Source organism: Rhodococcus sp. PvR099 (assembly GCF_017833315.1).
Taxonomy (GTDB): Bacteria; Actinomycetota; Actinomycetes; order Mycobacteriales; family Mycobacteriaceae; genus Rhodococcus_G; species Rhodococcus_G oryzae.
Genome location: NZ_JAFIBV010000001.1, coordinates 4,033,393 through 4,048,721, shown reverse-complemented (window position 1 = coordinate 4,048,721; position 15,329 = coordinate 4,033,393). Strand labels below are relative to the sequence as shown.

General features: G+C 64.3%; 16 protein-coding genes and 2 pseudogenes. 8 read left to right on the top strand and 10 right to left on the bottom strand.

Going from position 1 to position 15,329, the window contains the following annotated elements; translation table 11 throughout:
* Positions 1-668 precede the first annotated feature (668 nt).
* Positions 669-797, bottom strand: coding sequence for a hypothetical protein (locus JOE46_RS26845; RefSeq protein ID WP_269588807.1), 129 nt, complete (start codon positions 795-797; stop codon positions 669-671).
* Between the two features lie 424 nt (positions 798-1,221).
* Here JOE46_RS26845 and JOE46_RS18630 point away from each other — a divergent pair, with 424 nt between their 5' ends.
* The 3 genes and pseudogenes from JOE46_RS18630 to JOE46_RS18625 form a co-directional block, all read left to right on the top strand.
* Positions 1,222-1,875 carry a hypothetical protein gene (locus JOE46_RS18630; protein WP_143548401.1) on the top strand — a complete coding sequence of 218 codons (654 nt, stop codon included), beginning with the start codon at positions 1,222-1,224 and terminating at the stop codon, positions 1,873-1,875.
* Positions 1,876-2,316: 441 nt separating this feature from the next.
* Complete coding sequence (locus JOE46_RS26840; protein ID WP_280923549.1) at positions 2,317-2,451, top strand: hypothetical protein; 135 nt, start codon at positions 2,317-2,319, stop codon at positions 2,449-2,451.
* Positions 2,452-2,508: 57 nt separating this feature from the next.
* Positions 2,509-2,658 (top strand): annotated as a pseudogene (locus JOE46_RS18625) (zinc finger domain-containing protein); the annotation flags it as partial.
* A 229-nt stretch (positions 2,659-2,887) separates the two neighbouring features.
* Here the strand turns inward: JOE46_RS18625 and JOE46_RS18620 are convergent.
* Positions 2,888-3,397: a hypothetical protein gene (locus tag JOE46_RS18620; protein ID WP_097210873.1), complete on the bottom strand. Its 510-nt coding sequence runs from the start codon at positions 3,395-3,397 to the stop codon at positions 2,888-2,890.
* A gap of 381 nt (positions 3,398-3,778) precedes the next feature.
* Between JOE46_RS18620 and JOE46_RS18615 the strand changes: the two genes are divergently transcribed.
* Positions 3,779-4,768: an RNA polymerase sigma factor gene (locus tag JOE46_RS18615; protein WP_209928081.1), complete on the top strand. Its 990-nt coding sequence runs from the start codon at positions 3,779-3,781 to the stop codon at positions 4,766-4,768.
* Positions 4,769-4,898: 130 nt separating this feature from the next.
* On the opposite strand, the gene JOE46_RS18610 is transcribed toward JOE46_RS18615, so the two are convergent.
* Positions 4,899-5,219, bottom strand: a complete 321-nt coding sequence (locus JOE46_RS18610; protein WP_097210871.1) for a hypothetical protein — start codon at positions 5,217-5,219, stop codon at positions 4,899-4,901.
* 211 nt (positions 5,220-5,430) lie between these two features.
* The gene (locus JOE46_RS26835; protein WP_269588810.1) at positions 5,431-5,559 is read right to left on the bottom strand and encodes a hypothetical protein; all 129 of its coding nucleotides are present in this window, start codon (positions 5,557-5,559) and stop codon (positions 5,431-5,433) included.
* Positions 5,560-5,643: 84 nt separating this feature from the next.
* Between JOE46_RS26835 and JOE46_RS18605 the strand changes: the two genes are divergently transcribed.
* The gene (locus tag JOE46_RS18605) at positions 5,644-6,219 is read left to right on the top strand and encodes a dihydrofolate reductase family protein (protein ID WP_209928080.1); all 576 of its coding nucleotides are present in this window, start codon (positions 5,644-5,646) and stop codon (positions 6,217-6,219) included.
* Here the strand turns inward: JOE46_RS18605 and JOE46_RS18600 are convergent.
* On the bottom strand, positions 6,166-6,825 hold the full coding sequence (locus JOE46_RS18600) for a helix-turn-helix domain-containing protein (protein WP_209928078.1): 660 nt from the start codon (positions 6,823-6,825) through the stop codon (positions 6,166-6,168). The two genes, JOE46_RS18605 and JOE46_RS18600, sit on opposite strands and share 54 nt — an antisense overlap.
* 424 nt (positions 6,826-7,249) lie before the next feature.
* Between JOE46_RS18600 and trpS the strand changes: the two genes are divergently transcribed.
* On the top strand, positions 7,250-8,311 hold the full coding sequence (gene trpS, locus JOE46_RS18595) for a tryptophan--tRNA ligase (protein ID WP_209929181.1): 1,062 nt from the start codon (positions 7,250-7,252) through the stop codon (positions 8,309-8,311).
* Between the two features lie 649 nt (positions 8,312-8,960).
* Complete coding sequence (locus JOE46_RS18590) at positions 8,961-9,377, top strand: hypothetical protein (RefSeq protein WP_097210867.1); 417 nt, start codon at positions 8,961-8,963, stop codon at positions 9,375-9,377.
* 165 nt (positions 9,378-9,542) lie between these two features.
* Here JOE46_RS18590 and JOE46_RS18585 read toward each other — a convergent pair whose 3' ends face one another.
* From JOE46_RS18585 to JOE46_RS26830, 4 genes and pseudogenes are all read right to left on the bottom strand, one after another.
* Entirely contained in the window at positions 9,543-9,806 is a 264-nt protein-coding gene (locus JOE46_RS18585; RefSeq protein WP_097210866.1) for a DUF6221 family protein, read from the bottom strand.
* A gap of 205 nt (positions 9,807-10,011) precedes the next feature.
* A complete protein-coding gene (locus JOE46_RS18580) occupies positions 10,012-10,599 on the bottom strand; it encodes an SMI1/KNR4 family protein (RefSeq protein ID WP_209928077.1) in 588 nt (195 codons plus the stop codon).
* A 159-nt stretch (positions 10,600-10,758) separates the two neighbouring features.
* Positions 10,759-10,908, bottom strand: a pseudogene (locus tag JOE46_RS18575) (zinc finger domain-containing protein); the annotation flags it as partial.
* 57 nt (positions 10,909-10,965) lie between these two features.
* Positions 10,966-11,100: a hypothetical protein gene (locus tag JOE46_RS26830; protein ID WP_257017210.1), complete on the bottom strand. Its 135-nt coding sequence runs from the start codon at positions 11,098-11,100 to the stop codon at positions 10,966-10,968.
* A 512-nt stretch (positions 11,101-11,612) separates the two neighbouring features.
* On the opposite strand from JOE46_RS26830, the gene JOE46_RS18570 reads away from it, so the two are divergent.
* Complete coding sequence (locus tag JOE46_RS18570; RefSeq protein WP_245221104.1) at positions 11,613-12,131, top strand: hypothetical protein; 519 nt, start codon at positions 11,613-11,615, stop codon at positions 12,129-12,131.
* 305 nt (positions 12,132-12,436) lie between these two features.
* Here JOE46_RS18570 and JOE46_RS18565 read toward each other — a convergent pair whose 3' ends face one another.
* Complete coding sequence (locus JOE46_RS18565) at positions 12,437-13,987, bottom strand: alpha/beta fold hydrolase (RefSeq protein WP_307861305.1); 1,551 nt, start codon at positions 13,985-13,987, stop codon at positions 12,437-12,439.
* Between the last annotated feature and the right edge of the window lie 1,342 nt (positions 13,988-15,329).

Here is a 15,329-nt window from a genome sequence, read left to right as displayed (position 1 = left end):
CGTGTGCGGAGCGGATACCGATGACTTCGTCCGCCCCGAGCCGTCGTCGAGCGCAAACAGATCGTCCAACACCACACCATGGCCCGCCGCGGCGGCCAGGATGGCTGCCTCGACGCCACCCTGCCACTTCGGCCTTCTCCGATATCCGTGTAGCCACAACAGGTTGAGTCGTTCGACCTCGCCAAGACCGGTCAAGACCTCGTACCGCGATCCGTCAGCCGCACACACTGAGCGGGTCCTGTCCGACTGCAGCGTGAACTCTTCATCCAGCCGTCGAGGATTCCGTACGTCCCAGAGGGTCACAGCGCCATCAGCATCGGTCGACAGCAGATCTGGCACGTGACGGAAAACCATGCTCGAGAACGGATTCCCCCTCATACTCGGCGCGCCAGCGGGCATGATCCCCCGCTGTTCCTCGCCACATCTGCGACGCCCCCTTCTTTGGGGCGACGCGCTGACAGCGCTGGTGCTCCCGGCCTTCGCGCTGAACGGAGAGTTCCTGAGCGCCATGGCCGTCGAGCCGCATGCCTGAGCCGACCGTGTCGGGGCCGCGCTGGGAGGCGACCGACTCGCAGAGCTGAGCGAGCTGAGCGCACAGGTGATCGCCGCCTCGCGCGACTACGCGGGCAGACCCCGGCCGAGTGACTCAGCGCGATCCGAACTGAGCCTCAGCGACCGAAAAGACGGCCGAAGAACCCGCCCCTACCCGACGCGAGCGGCGCCCACTCGAGGTTCCACAGCTCCTCGACCGTGATCCTGGCGAGGCGGCACACGAACTCCGTGACTACGATCTTCACAACGAGATGCACTCAATCGGTTGGGTACTCTCCTATATCTTCACGGGCAAGGAGTCGCTGAAATCGGGAAGCGACGAGGCGAGTCGGATCGTCGAGAAATGTGCTGCGACGCACGATATCTCGCATTGCCACGAGGCGGTGCGCGACATGATCGCGGATGTCGAACGCTTGGACGCGAGTCCGGCTGACTCCACTGCGTGAGCAGCGACTCTCTCCAAGGTCACCGGCCCGAGCGTCCGGCGGCACAGCGCCACTCGACCATCGATCCTCCAGCCGGAGTTGTCGCCAGCATAGGAGCGGCAAGAAGCCCGGGACGGTTCACAATTGCCCGATAGTTTTTGCGGGCCGCGGGGGTTCCTCCGTCAACGGAAAGCGATACTTCGGTAGCCAAGCGACCAACGAACATTCAGAATGGAAGCAAACAATGCACAACACCTCGCACGTGCCAGATGCGACTCGCTTGGCACGCGACGGATTTTGCGTGATGCGCAGCGAGCTCCCTGAGGACCTGCGCGCCGCCCTTATCGCGGATGCGGACCGACACACTTTCACGACGCCTCACGCTCACGTCGGTGGCGCCTTCGCTATGACCTCACTCGAACACCAGGACCGCGCGCCGAGCCGAGCGAGCGGATGGATCGGCGACGCTGCGAGCGCTGTGGGCCTGGGTCCCTTCGCTCCGAACGAGGCGAGCTACCAGCGCTACCTACCAGGCGGCAACGGGATTCCACCTCATCGCGACCAGCGTTACTACGCGTCGTACATCGCGATCGTCACCCTGCAGGGCACTGCGACGTTCGCGATCCATGCGTCCCGCAATCACAGAGATGTCATCGAGCAGTGGACCACCCACCCGGGCGAGGTGATATTCCTACGGGGTTGGCAACCCGGACAGCCTCACGACCCTCGGCCCTACCACCGTATCGACCCACCAGATGACGTGCCGCGCCTGATGTTCCAACTCCGCCACAACCTCGCCGCGAGCACTCCGCCGTCTCCGCTGCTCGCCGAGCTCACCGACACGGAAGTGCTCCAATCAGCTGAACTCGCCGCTACCCGGCCCGCTCAACGAACATGACGTCCGCCGTAGAGGTCTCGACCGCGGTCAATTCGCCGCGCAACAACACCCGAAGCTGCTACGACCCGACCGGTGACCGCACCCACCCACCGACCGAATGGCCACCGTTGCCCGTTCACGAGGAACTCATCGCGCGCAACGCCGCGACACTGTCGGCGTTCGTGATCCGTGCCCGCCGCGTCGCGGTGCCGTCATCCAGGTGCGGAACCTACAAGAGACGACGGGTGTCGAGATGCAGCGAAGATTGACGGGACGCGCCCGCTACTTTGTCGGATCTCGGGAGAGTCGGCGAAGCCCGTCAATATAGGTGTACCGCCGGATCGAAAGGTGGCGAATCCGCTACGCCATAACCCCACAACAGGCTCGTTCACGGACCGCACAGCAATGGATCCCACACCTGGCCGATTACATCGCGTCGACACGGCGAGAGACGATGCGCCTGTGAGTATCTCCGACAAGAAGACTGCCGACCGCGATGCACTCGCGGACGATGGCGAACAGAACGTAGAAAGTGCATCTCGTCCGATCCCGTACGTGCCCGAGTCGCTTTCGGACATCGATCTTCGCCATGTGTGACCACCGCTGAGAAGGCTGTGTTTAGTCGGGGGCGATGGGCAGACCCTGCGGTCATACGTCAACGGGGCATCCGGGTACTTCGAGCACTCCCTGAACGCCTACGGACGCGCCGGCAAGCCGTGCCCGCGTTGCGGCACGCCGATGGTGCGCGAGACCTTCATGAACCGCGGTTCGCACTGCTGCCCGAGGTGCCAGCGACGGCGCTGACGCTCGTGTTCAATGCCGGGAAGGATGTCGAGACTTGGCGCGTGAGCGCAGTCGCTTCTGGCTCTGTGGCTCAGGTCTACGTCAACGCGGAGTGAGCGAGCGATCGGCGTGTAGCGCGACGTGAACGTGTCCGTGGCTTGCAGGCGCTGCTGCTTGACGCCGGAGCGCCTCGGGTCGCGGTGGCGTCCCGGCGGATCTCAACCTCGAGCGGATCCGGATGAGCTGTGGGTCAGAGACGGGCAGGTCTCAGCGGCTCAATGACCTGGGCCTCGGAGCGCTCGCGCAGCTTGAGTAGCGCCTCGTCAAGGCTCGAGCCGAGCAGGTGGAGGGTGTTCATGCCGCGCGATTCCCACACCGGAAACTCCTCGTCGGCATTGCGGCTTGCGACGTCCCAGAGGAGAAGGTCGCCGTTCTCGCTCCAGCCGAAGACTTCGAGTCGCTCGGCGAGGTCCCAGCTACCGTCGGGCTCGATCATCCAGTCGAATTCCTCCTCTTCGCCGTCGCGGAACACCGTGTGGAAGTGCTCGGTGAGGTTCGCTGCACGGGCCCGCCCGTCTGCGAAACCGGGTTGCACGGGCGGGTAGATGAGCCACAGGCCGAACGTGCGGGCCCAGCCGCAGGAGCGAACAAACTCGCGGTAGCTCTGGGGGTACCCGCCGCCGTCCGGGAAACGGAACGAATCGAGTGCCTCGAAGTCGACATGCTCGAACGAGGGGGATTCAGGCGCGGGGACACTCATGACTCGATTATGGTCGGGTTGCGGGAGCCACACCCCTGGAGCCAGATGGAGTGAAGGCGGCGACCGTCAGTCCCACACCAGGAACACGACGCGTTCGTGTCCGGACACTGCAGGGATCCGGCAGTACTCCTCGCCCGACATCGGACGCCAGTTGACCGTAGACATCGCAGGTAGAGCTCAGGATCGCGTCGAACCGCGCTAGTTAAACTAGCGTCGCGTTTCGCTAAATCTTCGCTGCAAGTCGACACCAGCACCGGATCTGCTCTCAGGACGCGATCGGCCGTCCTGGTTGACGATCGTCAAACAGGACAGGCGAGTGAAGCAACCTTTCACATGCTCTCGAACGTCTACATGAATGAGGACGGTTGAAGGGAGGGTTGTATGGGTGTCGAAGATCTGGAGTCGTGGGTATCGGGACAGTTCGCTGGGGCGGCGCACCGGCTGCAGGTTCGGCTTGGTGGTTGGGCAGATGGCGAGGACGCGGTTCAGGAGGCGTTGGTCCGAGCCTGGCTGAGCACCGAGCGTGGAAGTCCCATCGGTTCGTTGGCGCCGTGGATCACGACCGTCGCACACAATGCGGGCCTGGACGAGCTGCGTCGCCGCAGAAGGGAAGAGGCTGCGCTGCGGCGTGCCGCGCTGTATGCGCAGTCGCCGGTCGTCGACGCGGATCGATTCTCGCGGTTGGACGAGGTAGCGGAGGCGGTCAAGGCGCTTCCGCCGCGACAGGCACAGGTACTCGTCTTGCACTACTACAGCGATCTGAGCGTCGCTGATATCGCTGCCCGCCTAGGGATCTCGGTGAGCACGGTGAAAAGCACCCTGCATCGAGCACGCGCGACGCTTGCGACCGTTTTGCCCCACCCCACACGAGACAGGAGCACAAGGATGAACGGCTGGACCATTGCGGGTAGCCACCCCGCCGATTACTCGTTCGACAAGACGACCGAATCTGTCGGTGGCAAAGCCATTGCTCGACTGCGGTGCACCGCTGATTCGCCACAGGGTTTCGGTACCGCGATGCAGAACATCGCCGCCGACGAGTACGTCGGGTGTCGGATCAGGTTCGCCGGCTCCCTCCGCGGCGGTGATGTTGGAGGGTGGGCGGCACTGTGGCTGCGCATCGACGGGCCCGCCGGGGTCGAGGCATTCGACAACATGCAGGACCGTGCGGTGCGCGGCTCTACCGGGTGGATGAGCGTGGAGATCGTGTTGGATGTTGTCCCGCAGGCCCGCGGCATCGCCTTCGGTGTACTGCTATCAGGTGCGGGAGCAGTCGATATTTCAGGCTTGACGTTTGAGAAGGTCGGAACCGATGTACCGACGACCGGCCCCACAATCACCGAACCAGTCAATCTCGACTTCAGCAGCTGACCACTGTCCTGATCCAGGTAGAACCGGCGATGCGGTGCGGACCTGAATCCGTCCCGCTCACTGGTCGTCAAACAGGACAGAGCAACGGCTAGATCGGCGAGGCGACCATGGAACAGGGCGAAGGTCCCAGCTAGCCGCCGAGATACCCAGTCTCAGGGTTGATCTGGCTGAGGAAGTCGCGGATTGACTCGCGATGTTCGTCAACCGTTATCGGCTCAAGTGCGGACGGGCTGCCTGCTCGATCTTGAATGCTGGGGTAGGCCACCCATTGAAAGCTTGAGAATCCGTACCCTTTGTTCGGTCCGGATACCCAGTCATAGTCACAGGCGCCTGGTTCCTCCGGGCGCAGTTTCACAGCGAAGACCTCCCCGTCGACCGTTAGGGTAAACGGCCCATCGTTTGCCGTCGGGCGCCGTGCGCCTGACGGCTCGTTGTGTTCGTCAGCATTCATGCTTCGCTCCTGTCATGCGAGTGAAATCTCTGCCCTGAACGCTCTCATTCCGAGTTGATCCGTGTTGCTCGCCGATCGTCGAACAGGCCACCTCGCGTCGGGATTGAGGCGCTATCGCGACGTGCCTGCCTGCCCGCCCGCCCGCCCGAGGAGAAGGGGGTACTGCGTGTCGGCAACGCCTTGTCTTTTCCGTTGTTCAACTGGACCAAGCTCAGTTGGGCTGCGCTCTGGAGCGGCCCCGCACGATGCCATCGTCCTCGTTCAGCTCGCCAGACATCAGTGCCCCGCGGTCCGGGGGAGCGTCGTCGATGTCGTTTTCGTCCAAGACTCCGGTCGTCATCGCTCTCTACTGTGAAATCAGCCGAGGACAACGGGTCCTCGCGGGCCGAGAAGGCCTGTTTCTTTCTGAGAGTTGGAGAATGTGATGACGCGCGAGTTGGTATGGACGGGTTTCATGTCGGTTGACGGTGTGGTGGACTCCCCGGGCGGCGAGGCGGAGGGGCACCCGAGCGGTGGGTGGGTCGCCCGTACGAATTTCGTGCCTGAGGCCTTCTCTCTGAAGGGTGAGGAACTGGAGGAGACGACGGCGCTGCTGTTCGGTCGGCGCAGCTATGAGGCGTTCGCCCCGCTCTGGGTGGAGTCCGAGGATCACGTGAGCTACAAGGACCTGCCCAAGTACGTGGTGTCGACGACGCTGGGCGACACAGCACTCGTCGAGGGGTGGGGGGACACAACCATCCTGCGTTCGGTCGAGGATGTGGCTGGCCTGAAGGAAACCCACGGCGGCGCAATTTTCATTCACGGCAGCGGCGAACTAGCGCGCGGGCTGGCCGACGCAGGTTTGATCGATCGCTACAACCTGCTGGTGTTTCCGGTGGTGCTCGGCGCTGGCAAGAACTTGTTCGGGCACATGAGTCGGCCTGAGCAGCGGCTCGAACTACGTGATTCAGCTGCCTATTCGAACGGTGTGGTCAAGGTCGTCTACGACGTCGTCCACTGATCCGCCCAGCGCGATCGCACCGCCGATGCCGCCCCTGAGTTGACCGGCTGTGCGGCCCACGAAACGACGCAGAGCGCGGGCGAGGTGTGGTTCGTCGTAGTAGCCCAACGACGCGACCACGTCGGCGACCGGCCGACCGGCCACGAGCAGTTCGCCAGCGCGTTGGGCACGTTGGATCTGCTCGACGCCACCGCGGGTGAGGCCGGTTGCGGCGCGGAACCGCCGCTCGAGGGTGCGGTTGGTGGCGAACGAGGGATTGCCGGCTAGATAAGCCGACACCAGTGGGTCTCTCGTGAGTGTCCCGTTTCGTACGAGGTGGCCGATGAACGTTTCAGCGTCGTCGGGGTGGGGGATCTCCCATCGACTGCCGTCGAGCCAGAACCGTCGAGAGGTGGTGTCGGGTAGGTCGATGCCGGAATCGACCAACGTCGAAGTCGGCGTCATCCGCAGAGAGGAGCCGACGGCGAGCTGGATGCCAGTGAACTGGGCGTTCTCGGGAACCGGAGCGGTGCTGGATCGGGTTTCGGGGCCGACGACAGCCGCGGAACGCACCCCGTCTTGCTCCCAGAACACCAGTCCCCACGTCTCGCACGCGACTGCCGTCATTTCGTTGACGTCTTCGCTGCGACTGGTCCATACCGACGATATCCACGGCGAGTCGGACGTGCGCGTCCCGTTGTGTAGCCCCACGGTGCTTACCCTACGATCAATGTGTCGCAACATCGATTTGTGTCGGTGACGAACCTTTCCGCCCCGCCAGGCCGAGATCGACGCGGCGGGCGATGTTCTCCCGCTGCGAGCATTCTCCGCCGGGAGTAGTCCGGCCCGGAAAGCCGCCACGCCAGACTCAGTCATCAAGCTCCGACAGCTGTCCTGTTTAGGGAAAGGTAAACGAGACGGTTGCTAGGGTCGACTGATGATCGAGATCCGACAGGCATGGCGGTGGCTGCTCCAGCAGCCCGTCTAACCATATCCACGGGCTGTACGCAGCCCGCGACGTCATCCGACTTGAACGAGGTTCGTACAGTCCCTGACCATCCAGGAGCCGTACGTGACTTCCCTCGCCACCACCGTCGAACGCAGCGAGCAGCTGCGCGCCGACGTCGCAGAACACCCGCATCGATACCGGATCCTCACCGGCGAACGACCCACCGGCCCACTGCATCTGGGGCACTACTTCGGGACCATCGCCGAACGGGTCCGCCTGCACAACCTCGGCGTCGACACCTTCACCATCCTCGCTGACTACCAGGTCATCACCGACCGCGACGCCATCGGCCAGGTCCAGGAGAACGTGCACAACGCTGTGCTGGACTACCTCGCCGCCGGCATCGACCCGGAGCGGGCGACGATCTTCACCCACTCCGCGGTGCCGGCGCTGAACCAATTGCTTCTGCCGTTCCTGAGCCTGGTCACCGAGGCCGAGCTGCACCGCAACCCGACCGTCAAGGCCGAGCACGCAGCGTCCGGTCGGGCACTGAGTGGCCTGTTACTCACGTACCCGGTTCACCAGGCGGCGGACATCCTGTTCTGCAAGGGGAATCTCGTGCCCGTGGGCAAGGACAACCTGCCGCACGTCGAGATGACACGGGTGATCGCCCGGCGCTTCAACGACCGCTACGACCACGTCTTCCCGGAACCGCAAGCACTGCTCACGTCCACGCCAGAAGTCCCCGGCCTCGACGGCAGAAAGATGTCCAAGAGCTACGGCAACGCGGTCACGCTGTCGATGACCTCCGACGAGACGGCGGCCGCGATTCGGCGCGCCCCGACAGACTCCGAACGACGCATCACCTTCGATCCCATCGGTCGACCGGGTGTCTCCGCGTTGTTGACCACCGCCGCACTGTGTTCCGACCGAGACGAACACGAACTCGCCGACGAGATCGGTGACGCCGGCGCCGGCGCACTCAAGAAGCTCACCACCGCCGCCGTCAACGAGTTCCTCGCTCCACACCGCCAACGCAGAACGGCCCTGGCCCAAGAACCAGGGCACATCCGCAGCGTCCTTCGGGACGGAAACCAACGCGCCGTCGAGATCGCGGAGCGAACACTCGACGAAGTTCGCACCGCGATGGGAACGACGTACTGACCCACCCTTGAGGCGGATGCCTGGGGTCCTGTTTGTCGATCGTCTTACGGGACACTGATCTCACGCGACTAGTCGGTGGCTGGGGCGGCGCAGTCGATCTAGGTGATGGTCGTGTCGGCCGGCGCGGGGTTACCGGTGCATTCGCGGCCGTCGCTTCCTTGCGGCGATCGGCGCCGAGGTTCTTGGATGCCGAGGCAGGGTCGTCGAACGGCAGCGGCAGTGGCCCGCCCGCGTGCAGGGCCGCCAATGCGGGTGCAACCCAGGGCAGGTCGGCGATGTCCCGAACTCGTACGCCTTGCTCGCGCACCATCGCGCGACCTCGCGCAGCCGAAGGTCCTCCATCTCGACGAGTGTGAGGACCGGGGCCCGGTCGTACATCGCAGGAGGGTGTCGGTCACGATCATCGTGACCGACACCCTCCGGTGCAGTGGCGTGACCTGAGCCTGTAACGCCAGCTACACCGAATCAGACAAACAGACCGTCCATTACTTTCACGGGGGTAGATCTGCATGAAGCGTTCAATGTTCGTCATATCTGGTGTACTGGCCATCGGATTGGGCACCGTCGTGGCTCCGACAGCAGCCGCCGAGTGATGAGACGGCTTCGCAGAGCACTGATTCCGGCGACCCTAGCGGCCTCAGCACTTGTCTTGTCGGCCCCCACTGCCTCCGCCCACCACCAGGAGTGGACACCCCTGCCGACGGCACACACCCTCGGCCGAGGCAACTCGATCCCGTGCAGCGGTCAGATCACCGGCACCGTGCAGACGCCACACGATCGGCCGGGAATCGCGCTGGTCACGCTGTCCTGGACGCCGTTTTTCACCAGCCCCTGCGCGATCACGGCCTACGTGAACTTCTGGAACACCGCCACCCATCAGGGCGGCACGATGCTGGCGAACCTGACCAATGAATCCAGTGGCCTCGCCACTCCCCGCGGGAACTGGAATCAGCAGATCAGCATCCCGATCGGCTCCGGCCCCGCCGGCCTGACCGTGACCACCGAGGCGTTCAGCACCGGCAGCTTCGACCCGAATCGGGTGATGACCCGGTTTGTGGTGGCCTGAGACGACGGGGGACCGCGTCCGCCCCAGCGCCGAGGCCGTTCAGAGGCGCCTCACGGCGGGCGTCGTGCGCAGCTCGAATCGCTGGAGTGGCCGGCGAATCCGCTGCATCGACCCGCATAGCGGGAAACGCTCGGTCTGACCAGGGCAAGCCAGAACCAGCACGCCCTAGTCGGCCCACCGGGGGTCGAAGTCCGGATGATCCGCGTATGTGGCCGCAAGTTGCACTAGAAGTGGCTTGCCCCCGTGGTTCTCCTCGTCAGCGCCCGGGCGAAGATCCCAGTTCGATTCTCGATACACGCGGTCGACCAGCCCCCGCTTGAACGAGACCTCCCGTAACGCGCGCGCCGACTGACTTCCCCCGTTCAACTCGGTGATCGCCGCGCGCTCATCTTCGGCGAGCCTTGCCTCGAGGAACTGGACGATGTTCATCGGTTAATTCTCCACACCGCAAGTCCGAGAATCGTCGGATGCGAACCATTCCAACGAGTGTCCTGTTTGACGATCGTCAAACAGGACACCGGATCTTGCACTCTCGCGGCGAGTCGACCGAGCCGATCGAACGGGCTTCCAGTAGGAGTGCGGTATGGCGCTCAATCCAACGCGCCCCGGAGAAGACAGCGTCATGACGTCGCTATCAGGGATAGTCCCAGCGGATCTCGCCGTCCTCAACGACTGGCACCCACCCCGCACAGTCCGTTCCTTGTTCAAGCGCCGAAGCAGTGCAGTCGAGCATGGCTTCGATCGAGTCCCACTGGAAGGCTGCACCCCCGTCCTTGTAGAACAAGATAACGCAGCCGCTGCGGTCGCCGCCACGGGTGTCGACCGCGAGGTAATCCCCGGCGCCGTCCTCTCCAATTGGGATGAAGGCAGGCAGGTAGGTCTCGACCCTAGTTCCCGCCGATTCCGCCATCAGCACGTCGGTGCCACCGAGATCGTCGGTGTTGTCCTGCGATGACCGAACCATCTCGTCGTGGAGCTCGACAGCCCAAGCAACGGAGATCGGCTGGTTGGTGGGAAGGACCCAAGGGCTTGGGGGGTTTGGATGACCGCCGTTATGCAGCGCGAACCACTCGTGTAGTTCCCCAGGCCAGGTCTGGCCCGTTGCCGCTTCGGCCGCGAGCACGGCCTGCGGGTCGGCCGGCGGAAGCAACCTCGTTGTGGTCGTCGGGGCATGCTGCTTGCACCATCGGACGATCCGGGACCAGTTTGACTCAACACTCATGCAGCCGAAGGTATCCGCGGAAGCATCGAACCTCAGCGAATCACACAGAACACGAACACTGAAGAGAACGGCTCCTTATTGCTGGCGGAAGTCCTGTAGCTCGTTCGTCAAACGGGACAGCACTTACGAGGGCTTGAGTCCCGGCACTGAACACGAGCGTCAGCGCCGTCGCTGGCACCTCGGGCAGACGTGCGAACCGCGGTTCATGAAGGCCTCCCGCACCATCGGCGTGCCACAACGCGGGCACGGCTTGCCGGCGCGCCCATAGGCGTTCAGGGAGTGCTCGAAGTACCCGGATGCCCCGTTGACGTATGACCGCAGGGTCTGCCCATCGCCCCCGACTAAACACAGCCTTCTCAGCGGTGGTCACACATGGCGAAGATCGATGTCCGAAAGCGACTCGGGCACGTACGGGATCGGACGAGATGCACTTTCTACGTTCTGTTCGCCATCGTCCGCGAGTGCATCGCGGTCGGCAGCCTTCTTGTCGGAGATACTCACAGGCGCATCGTCTCTCGCCGTGTCGACGCGATGCAATCGACCAGGAGTGGGATCCATTGCTGTGCGGTCCGTGAACGAGCCTGTTGTGGGGTCATGGCGTAGCAGATTCGCCACCTTTCGATCCGGCGGTACACCTATATTGACGGGCTTCGCCGACCCTCCCGAGATCCGACAAAGTAGCGGGCGCGTCCCGTCAATCTTCGCTGCATCTCGACAGCTGGACGAACGGCCCGCCCGGGGTCCCGCCTAACAGTCCTGCATGCAAGTCGCTGCGGTGTGCTTCCGGTGTCTCCTACGCGATGCGTCGTTCCTTCCGCAGACCTCGCAGACAAGACCGAATACCTGACTGCCGGAGTGAGTACGGGAGTCGACGGCTTCCTGCAAAGAAAATTCGATCGAGGAAGAACTCCGCACTTGTCCGGCCAATGCTCTGCGATAATCTTCGAGTGGGACAACCCGGGCACGACGGGGCGACACTGCTGGACGATGCAGGGATCGAACTTAGTCCCGGCTTGACCGACGCCGAATTCGACTCGATCGACGAACGCTTCGGATTCCGATTCAACCCGGACCACCACAGTCTCCTCGCGACAGCCCTACCGCTGGGCGACCGCTGGCCGGATTGGCGCAATGGTAGCGACCTCGAGTTAAGGACCTGGCTGGACAGCGTGGCCGAAGGGTTCATCTTCGACGCACTGAACCAAAATCCACCCTTCTGGCCTGCATCCTGGGGCGAGTTACCCTGCGCACCTGAGGATGTAGCCACGACCGTGCACCGAGAACTAGCGATGTGGCCTCGCCTCGTCCCTATCTTCGGGCACCGGTTCACCCCCGCAGCGCCCTCCCCGGCGGGATCGCCGGTGTTTTCCGCGTGGCAAACCGACATCATCTACTACGGGGCCAACCTCGTCGAGTATTTGACCAACGAACTGCCATTCGGCCAGGGACGAAAAGCGCTCTCACCTATCGTCGTGCGAGTGCCGTTCTGGTCACGGTTCGTCGAGTCGGCAAATAGCGCCGACTCGATTTGATCGGTCCACCAGGGCAATAATCGTTATCGAGATGCAGCGCAGACTAGCGGGACACGCCCCGCTACTTTGACGGATCTCGGGCGAGTCGCCGAAGTCCGTCAAAGTAGGTGCGCGGCCCGTGGGACGCGAGTTGCGCGGTGGTGACGACTTGCAGCGAGGATTGGCGAATCGCGCCGCTGGATTGACTGGTGGCCCCAGCTCGCTGCGATAGGAAGAAGGCATGACGCCGGAGTCACAGCGGCGCGCGAGAACCTCCCAGGCAGCTCGGTCCCGCCACAGGCTGTGGTGGCGGGACCGCCGCCGCGCTACAGCGGCGTGGTTATCGGTGCCTCCGGCGCCCGGGTGACCGCGGTGGTCCCGGTCAGCAGGTAGTCCGTGATTGCCGTATCGACCGTGGTGTTGCCGCCCTGGATGGCGGCGCCGTGGTCCCCGCCTTCCACGGTGACCAGGTGCGCGTCCATGTCGCGGGCATGTTGGGCTCCGCCGTCGTAGGGCGTCTGCGGGTCCCGCAATCCCTGCAGCACTAGGGGCGCCGTGGCCAAACCATGGTTGCCGATCTCCGGTAGCGCGGTCACCGGCGGCGCCCCTGCGCACCCCGGCCCCGCGCTGTAGCCGTAGCCGATGGCGTCGAACAGATCGCCGGTGACGAACGTCGAGAAGAGCCAGCCCGGGAGCCGCTCCGGGCGTGGCGCGACCGCGTTCTCGTTGCAGAGCACGACCGCCTGCATCATCTGGGTCCGGACAATCGAGTCGAGTTGGTCGGCAGTGAAGTCGCCGGACACACCCTCGGGAAGCGCCCCTGTGCCGTCCCGGATGACGCGGGCGACCATCGGCCAAGTGTTCCGGGCGGGCAGCACTTGGCGTGTGAGGGCATAGGTGCTCGACGCGGCCTGGGTGTGGGCCGAATCGCCGAGTCGTCGCAGGAACGCCTCGAACTGCACCCGGGCAGGGCCAGTCAGGTCCACACCGGCCCGGTACGCGGCGGCGACGCCTTCCAGGCCGGGTGGGACGTCCCCGATCCTGGCCGGCGGGGGCGCCAGGGTGGGATTGCCGCCCGCTTCCTCGACGATGCGGTCGGACCAGCGCTGGTACACCTTCAGCGGGGTGTCGCCGAGGCCGTAGGTCGCGTCGTTGGCCGCGATCCAGTCCATGAGGTCGTAGAAGCGCGTCTTGTACCCGTCGTTCTGGTGCCACAGGACGTCGTTCCACATCCAGTCGCGATCGACCGCCGAGTCGAGCACCATGCGTCCCGTGTGCTGCGGGAACAGGGTGGCATATGTCGAGGCGAGGATCGTGCCGTACGACAGGCCGTAGACGTCGATCACACCGACACCGAGCGCAATCCGCACCTGTTCCCAGTCACGGGCGGTGTTCTCCGTCGTGATGTGCGCGGTGGCGCCGGGCGTCGCGCCGTCGCACGCCAGCCGCGCCGCCCCACCCGCGAAGCCGACGTTCATCGCGGCGAAAAGCTCCGGGGTGACGGCGCATTCGACCGCCCCAGCATGCGCGAGACCCCGCGGCTGCACACCGATGAAGTCCCACTGCCGGCGGATCTGTTCGGGAAGCGCCTGCGCGAACATGCTGTTGGACGCGATCGCGTCGCCGCCGGGCCCACCGGGGTTGGTGAACAGCACGCCCCGCCGGGCGACCGGATCCTCGGCGCGGTGACGGGTGACGAGGACATCGATCGATCCGGCCGTCGGATTCGCATAGTCGCGCGGCACCGTCACGGTTCCACACTGGTCGGTGTCCGGATCGAGCGCGTACTCGACGGGGCACGGGCCCCAGGCCAGCTCCCCGCCGACCGGGTCGGCGGCAGCCGACGGTACTGCGACGGAAGCGAATCCGACCGTCACACCGATCGCGACGACACCGAAGCGAGCACCCCGACCAGTGCGGGACTGCGACTTCCGAATACTGTTCCCCAAGTTCAGCACATCCACGACGGTACTGCGCGCGAACGCTTTTCGGCCAATCGCTCGCCGCCGACATCGTTAGCCTATTCGCGCGATGGGCCCACGCGAACGCCACCCTGATATGGGGTCGGCGCGCGGGATCTCTCCCCCGAGCAGTGGTCTGAACTCTTTGCGATCGCCGATCAATGCGCTCCGGCCGCCGACCGGAAACGGATCGGGTACGGGCGATGACACACCCCAACGCCTCGTTCTCTGCCGAAGGGCGCTGACGGCTCGTCGACCGCTGCCAGACGCCCCGGCTGCCGCAAGTTGGCAACGGCGCCGGCGCCGGCGGTGAACGGATGACGTGATCGCTATTGCACTCCTCCCAGTCGTGAGCGGCCGGGCTTCCTACGCAGCCTCGGCTGGACAGTCGAGGTCTGTTCGGCGGGTTCCTGTTTCACCGGAATCTCCTTCAGAACCGCCAATGGACGGCGTTCAGTCATCCCTGCGCGGCAGGTTCTCCGATACCGAAGCCGTCCTCGACCCCGTACACCACCTGACGTGTGGATACCGGAACCAGGTCATTCGTAGAGCTAGGCGCAGGCCGCACTCTTGAACCGACACCACGGAGTTCGATCACCGCACACTGTCGGGCGCGCGTATGCCGACTACGCCTGACTCATTTCAGCAGTCGGCCCGCTGCCATCAAACAGTCCTTGTTACCCGTCCTGCTCGCTGATCCTGCGAGAGCACCCTATCCAGGACCCATTTCAGCGTGGTCCCATCGGCAGATCTCGCGATCGCGGGCTCTCTCGACGACGCCTCCGTCAGGCACGCCGGATGCACAACGAAAGTTAGCTCGCGATCACACCGGCGGGCCGTGCTGCGACCTGTTGAGCGGCCCGCCGGTGCGTGTTGTACAACGCCCACCAGGTGCGGCCAGGGGTTACAGCGCATGCGGATCCACACGCGAGGTCGCACCGGCCGCGAACCGGATCTACGACTTGTCACATGACGCCCGTCTCAACAATCCGTCAGATGTCCGATTTTGTCTCAAGTTTCGGTGTCCGCGGCAAATGTTGCCGCCCGCGCCGAAAGATGAGACAACGACCATGGGATACGCGGCGGTTGAGACGGTATCGATATCCCACGTTGAGACACGGTGCATAAAGTAAGGCTCAGTTACCTTCTTTTAGTGGCGCCGGCGCGGACATCTTGCCGCTGTTTCGTTCCGCGCATGCCGCTTCCGAACGCAACCCCACGGGCGGCATATCGTCCGCATATCGAAAATTGCATACAC

Excerpts from the sequence above, each read along its gene's own strand:
- JOE46_RS18630 (WP_143548401.1), top strand. The coding sequence starts at position 1,222 with ATGCACAACACCTCGCACGTGCCAGATGCGACTCGCTTGGCACGCGAC.
- JOE46_RS18620 (WP_097210873.1), bottom strand. The coding sequence starts at position 3,397 with ATGAGTGTCCCCGCGCCTGAATCCCCCTCGTTCGAGCATGTCGACTTC.
- JOE46_RS18615 (WP_209928081.1), top strand. The coding sequence starts at position 3,779 with ATGGGTGTCGAAGATCTGGAGTCGTGGGTATCGGGACAGTTCGCTGGG.
- JOE46_RS18610 (WP_097210871.1), bottom strand. The coding sequence starts at position 5,219 with ATGAATGCTGACGAACACAACGAGCCGTCAGGCGCACGGCGCCCGACG.
- JOE46_RS26835 (WP_269588810.1), bottom strand. The coding sequence starts at position 5,559 with ATGACGACCGGAGTCTTGGACGAAAACGACATCGACGACGCTCCCCCG.
- JOE46_RS18605 (WP_209928080.1), top strand. The coding sequence starts at position 5,644 with ATGACGCGCGAGTTGGTATGGACGGGTTTCATGTCGGTTGACGGTGTG.
- JOE46_RS18600 (WP_209928078.1), bottom strand. The coding sequence starts at position 6,825 with ATGACGGCAGTCGCGTGCGAGACGTGGGGACTGGTGTTCTGGGAGCAA.
- JOE46_RS18585 (WP_097210866.1), bottom strand. The coding sequence starts at position 9,806 with ATGAACATCGTCCAGTTCCTCGAGGCAAGGCTCGCCGAAGATGAGCGC.
- JOE46_RS18580 (WP_209928077.1), bottom strand. The coding sequence starts at position 10,599 with ATGAGTGTTGAGTCAAACTGGTCCCGGATCGTCCGATGGTGCAAGCAG.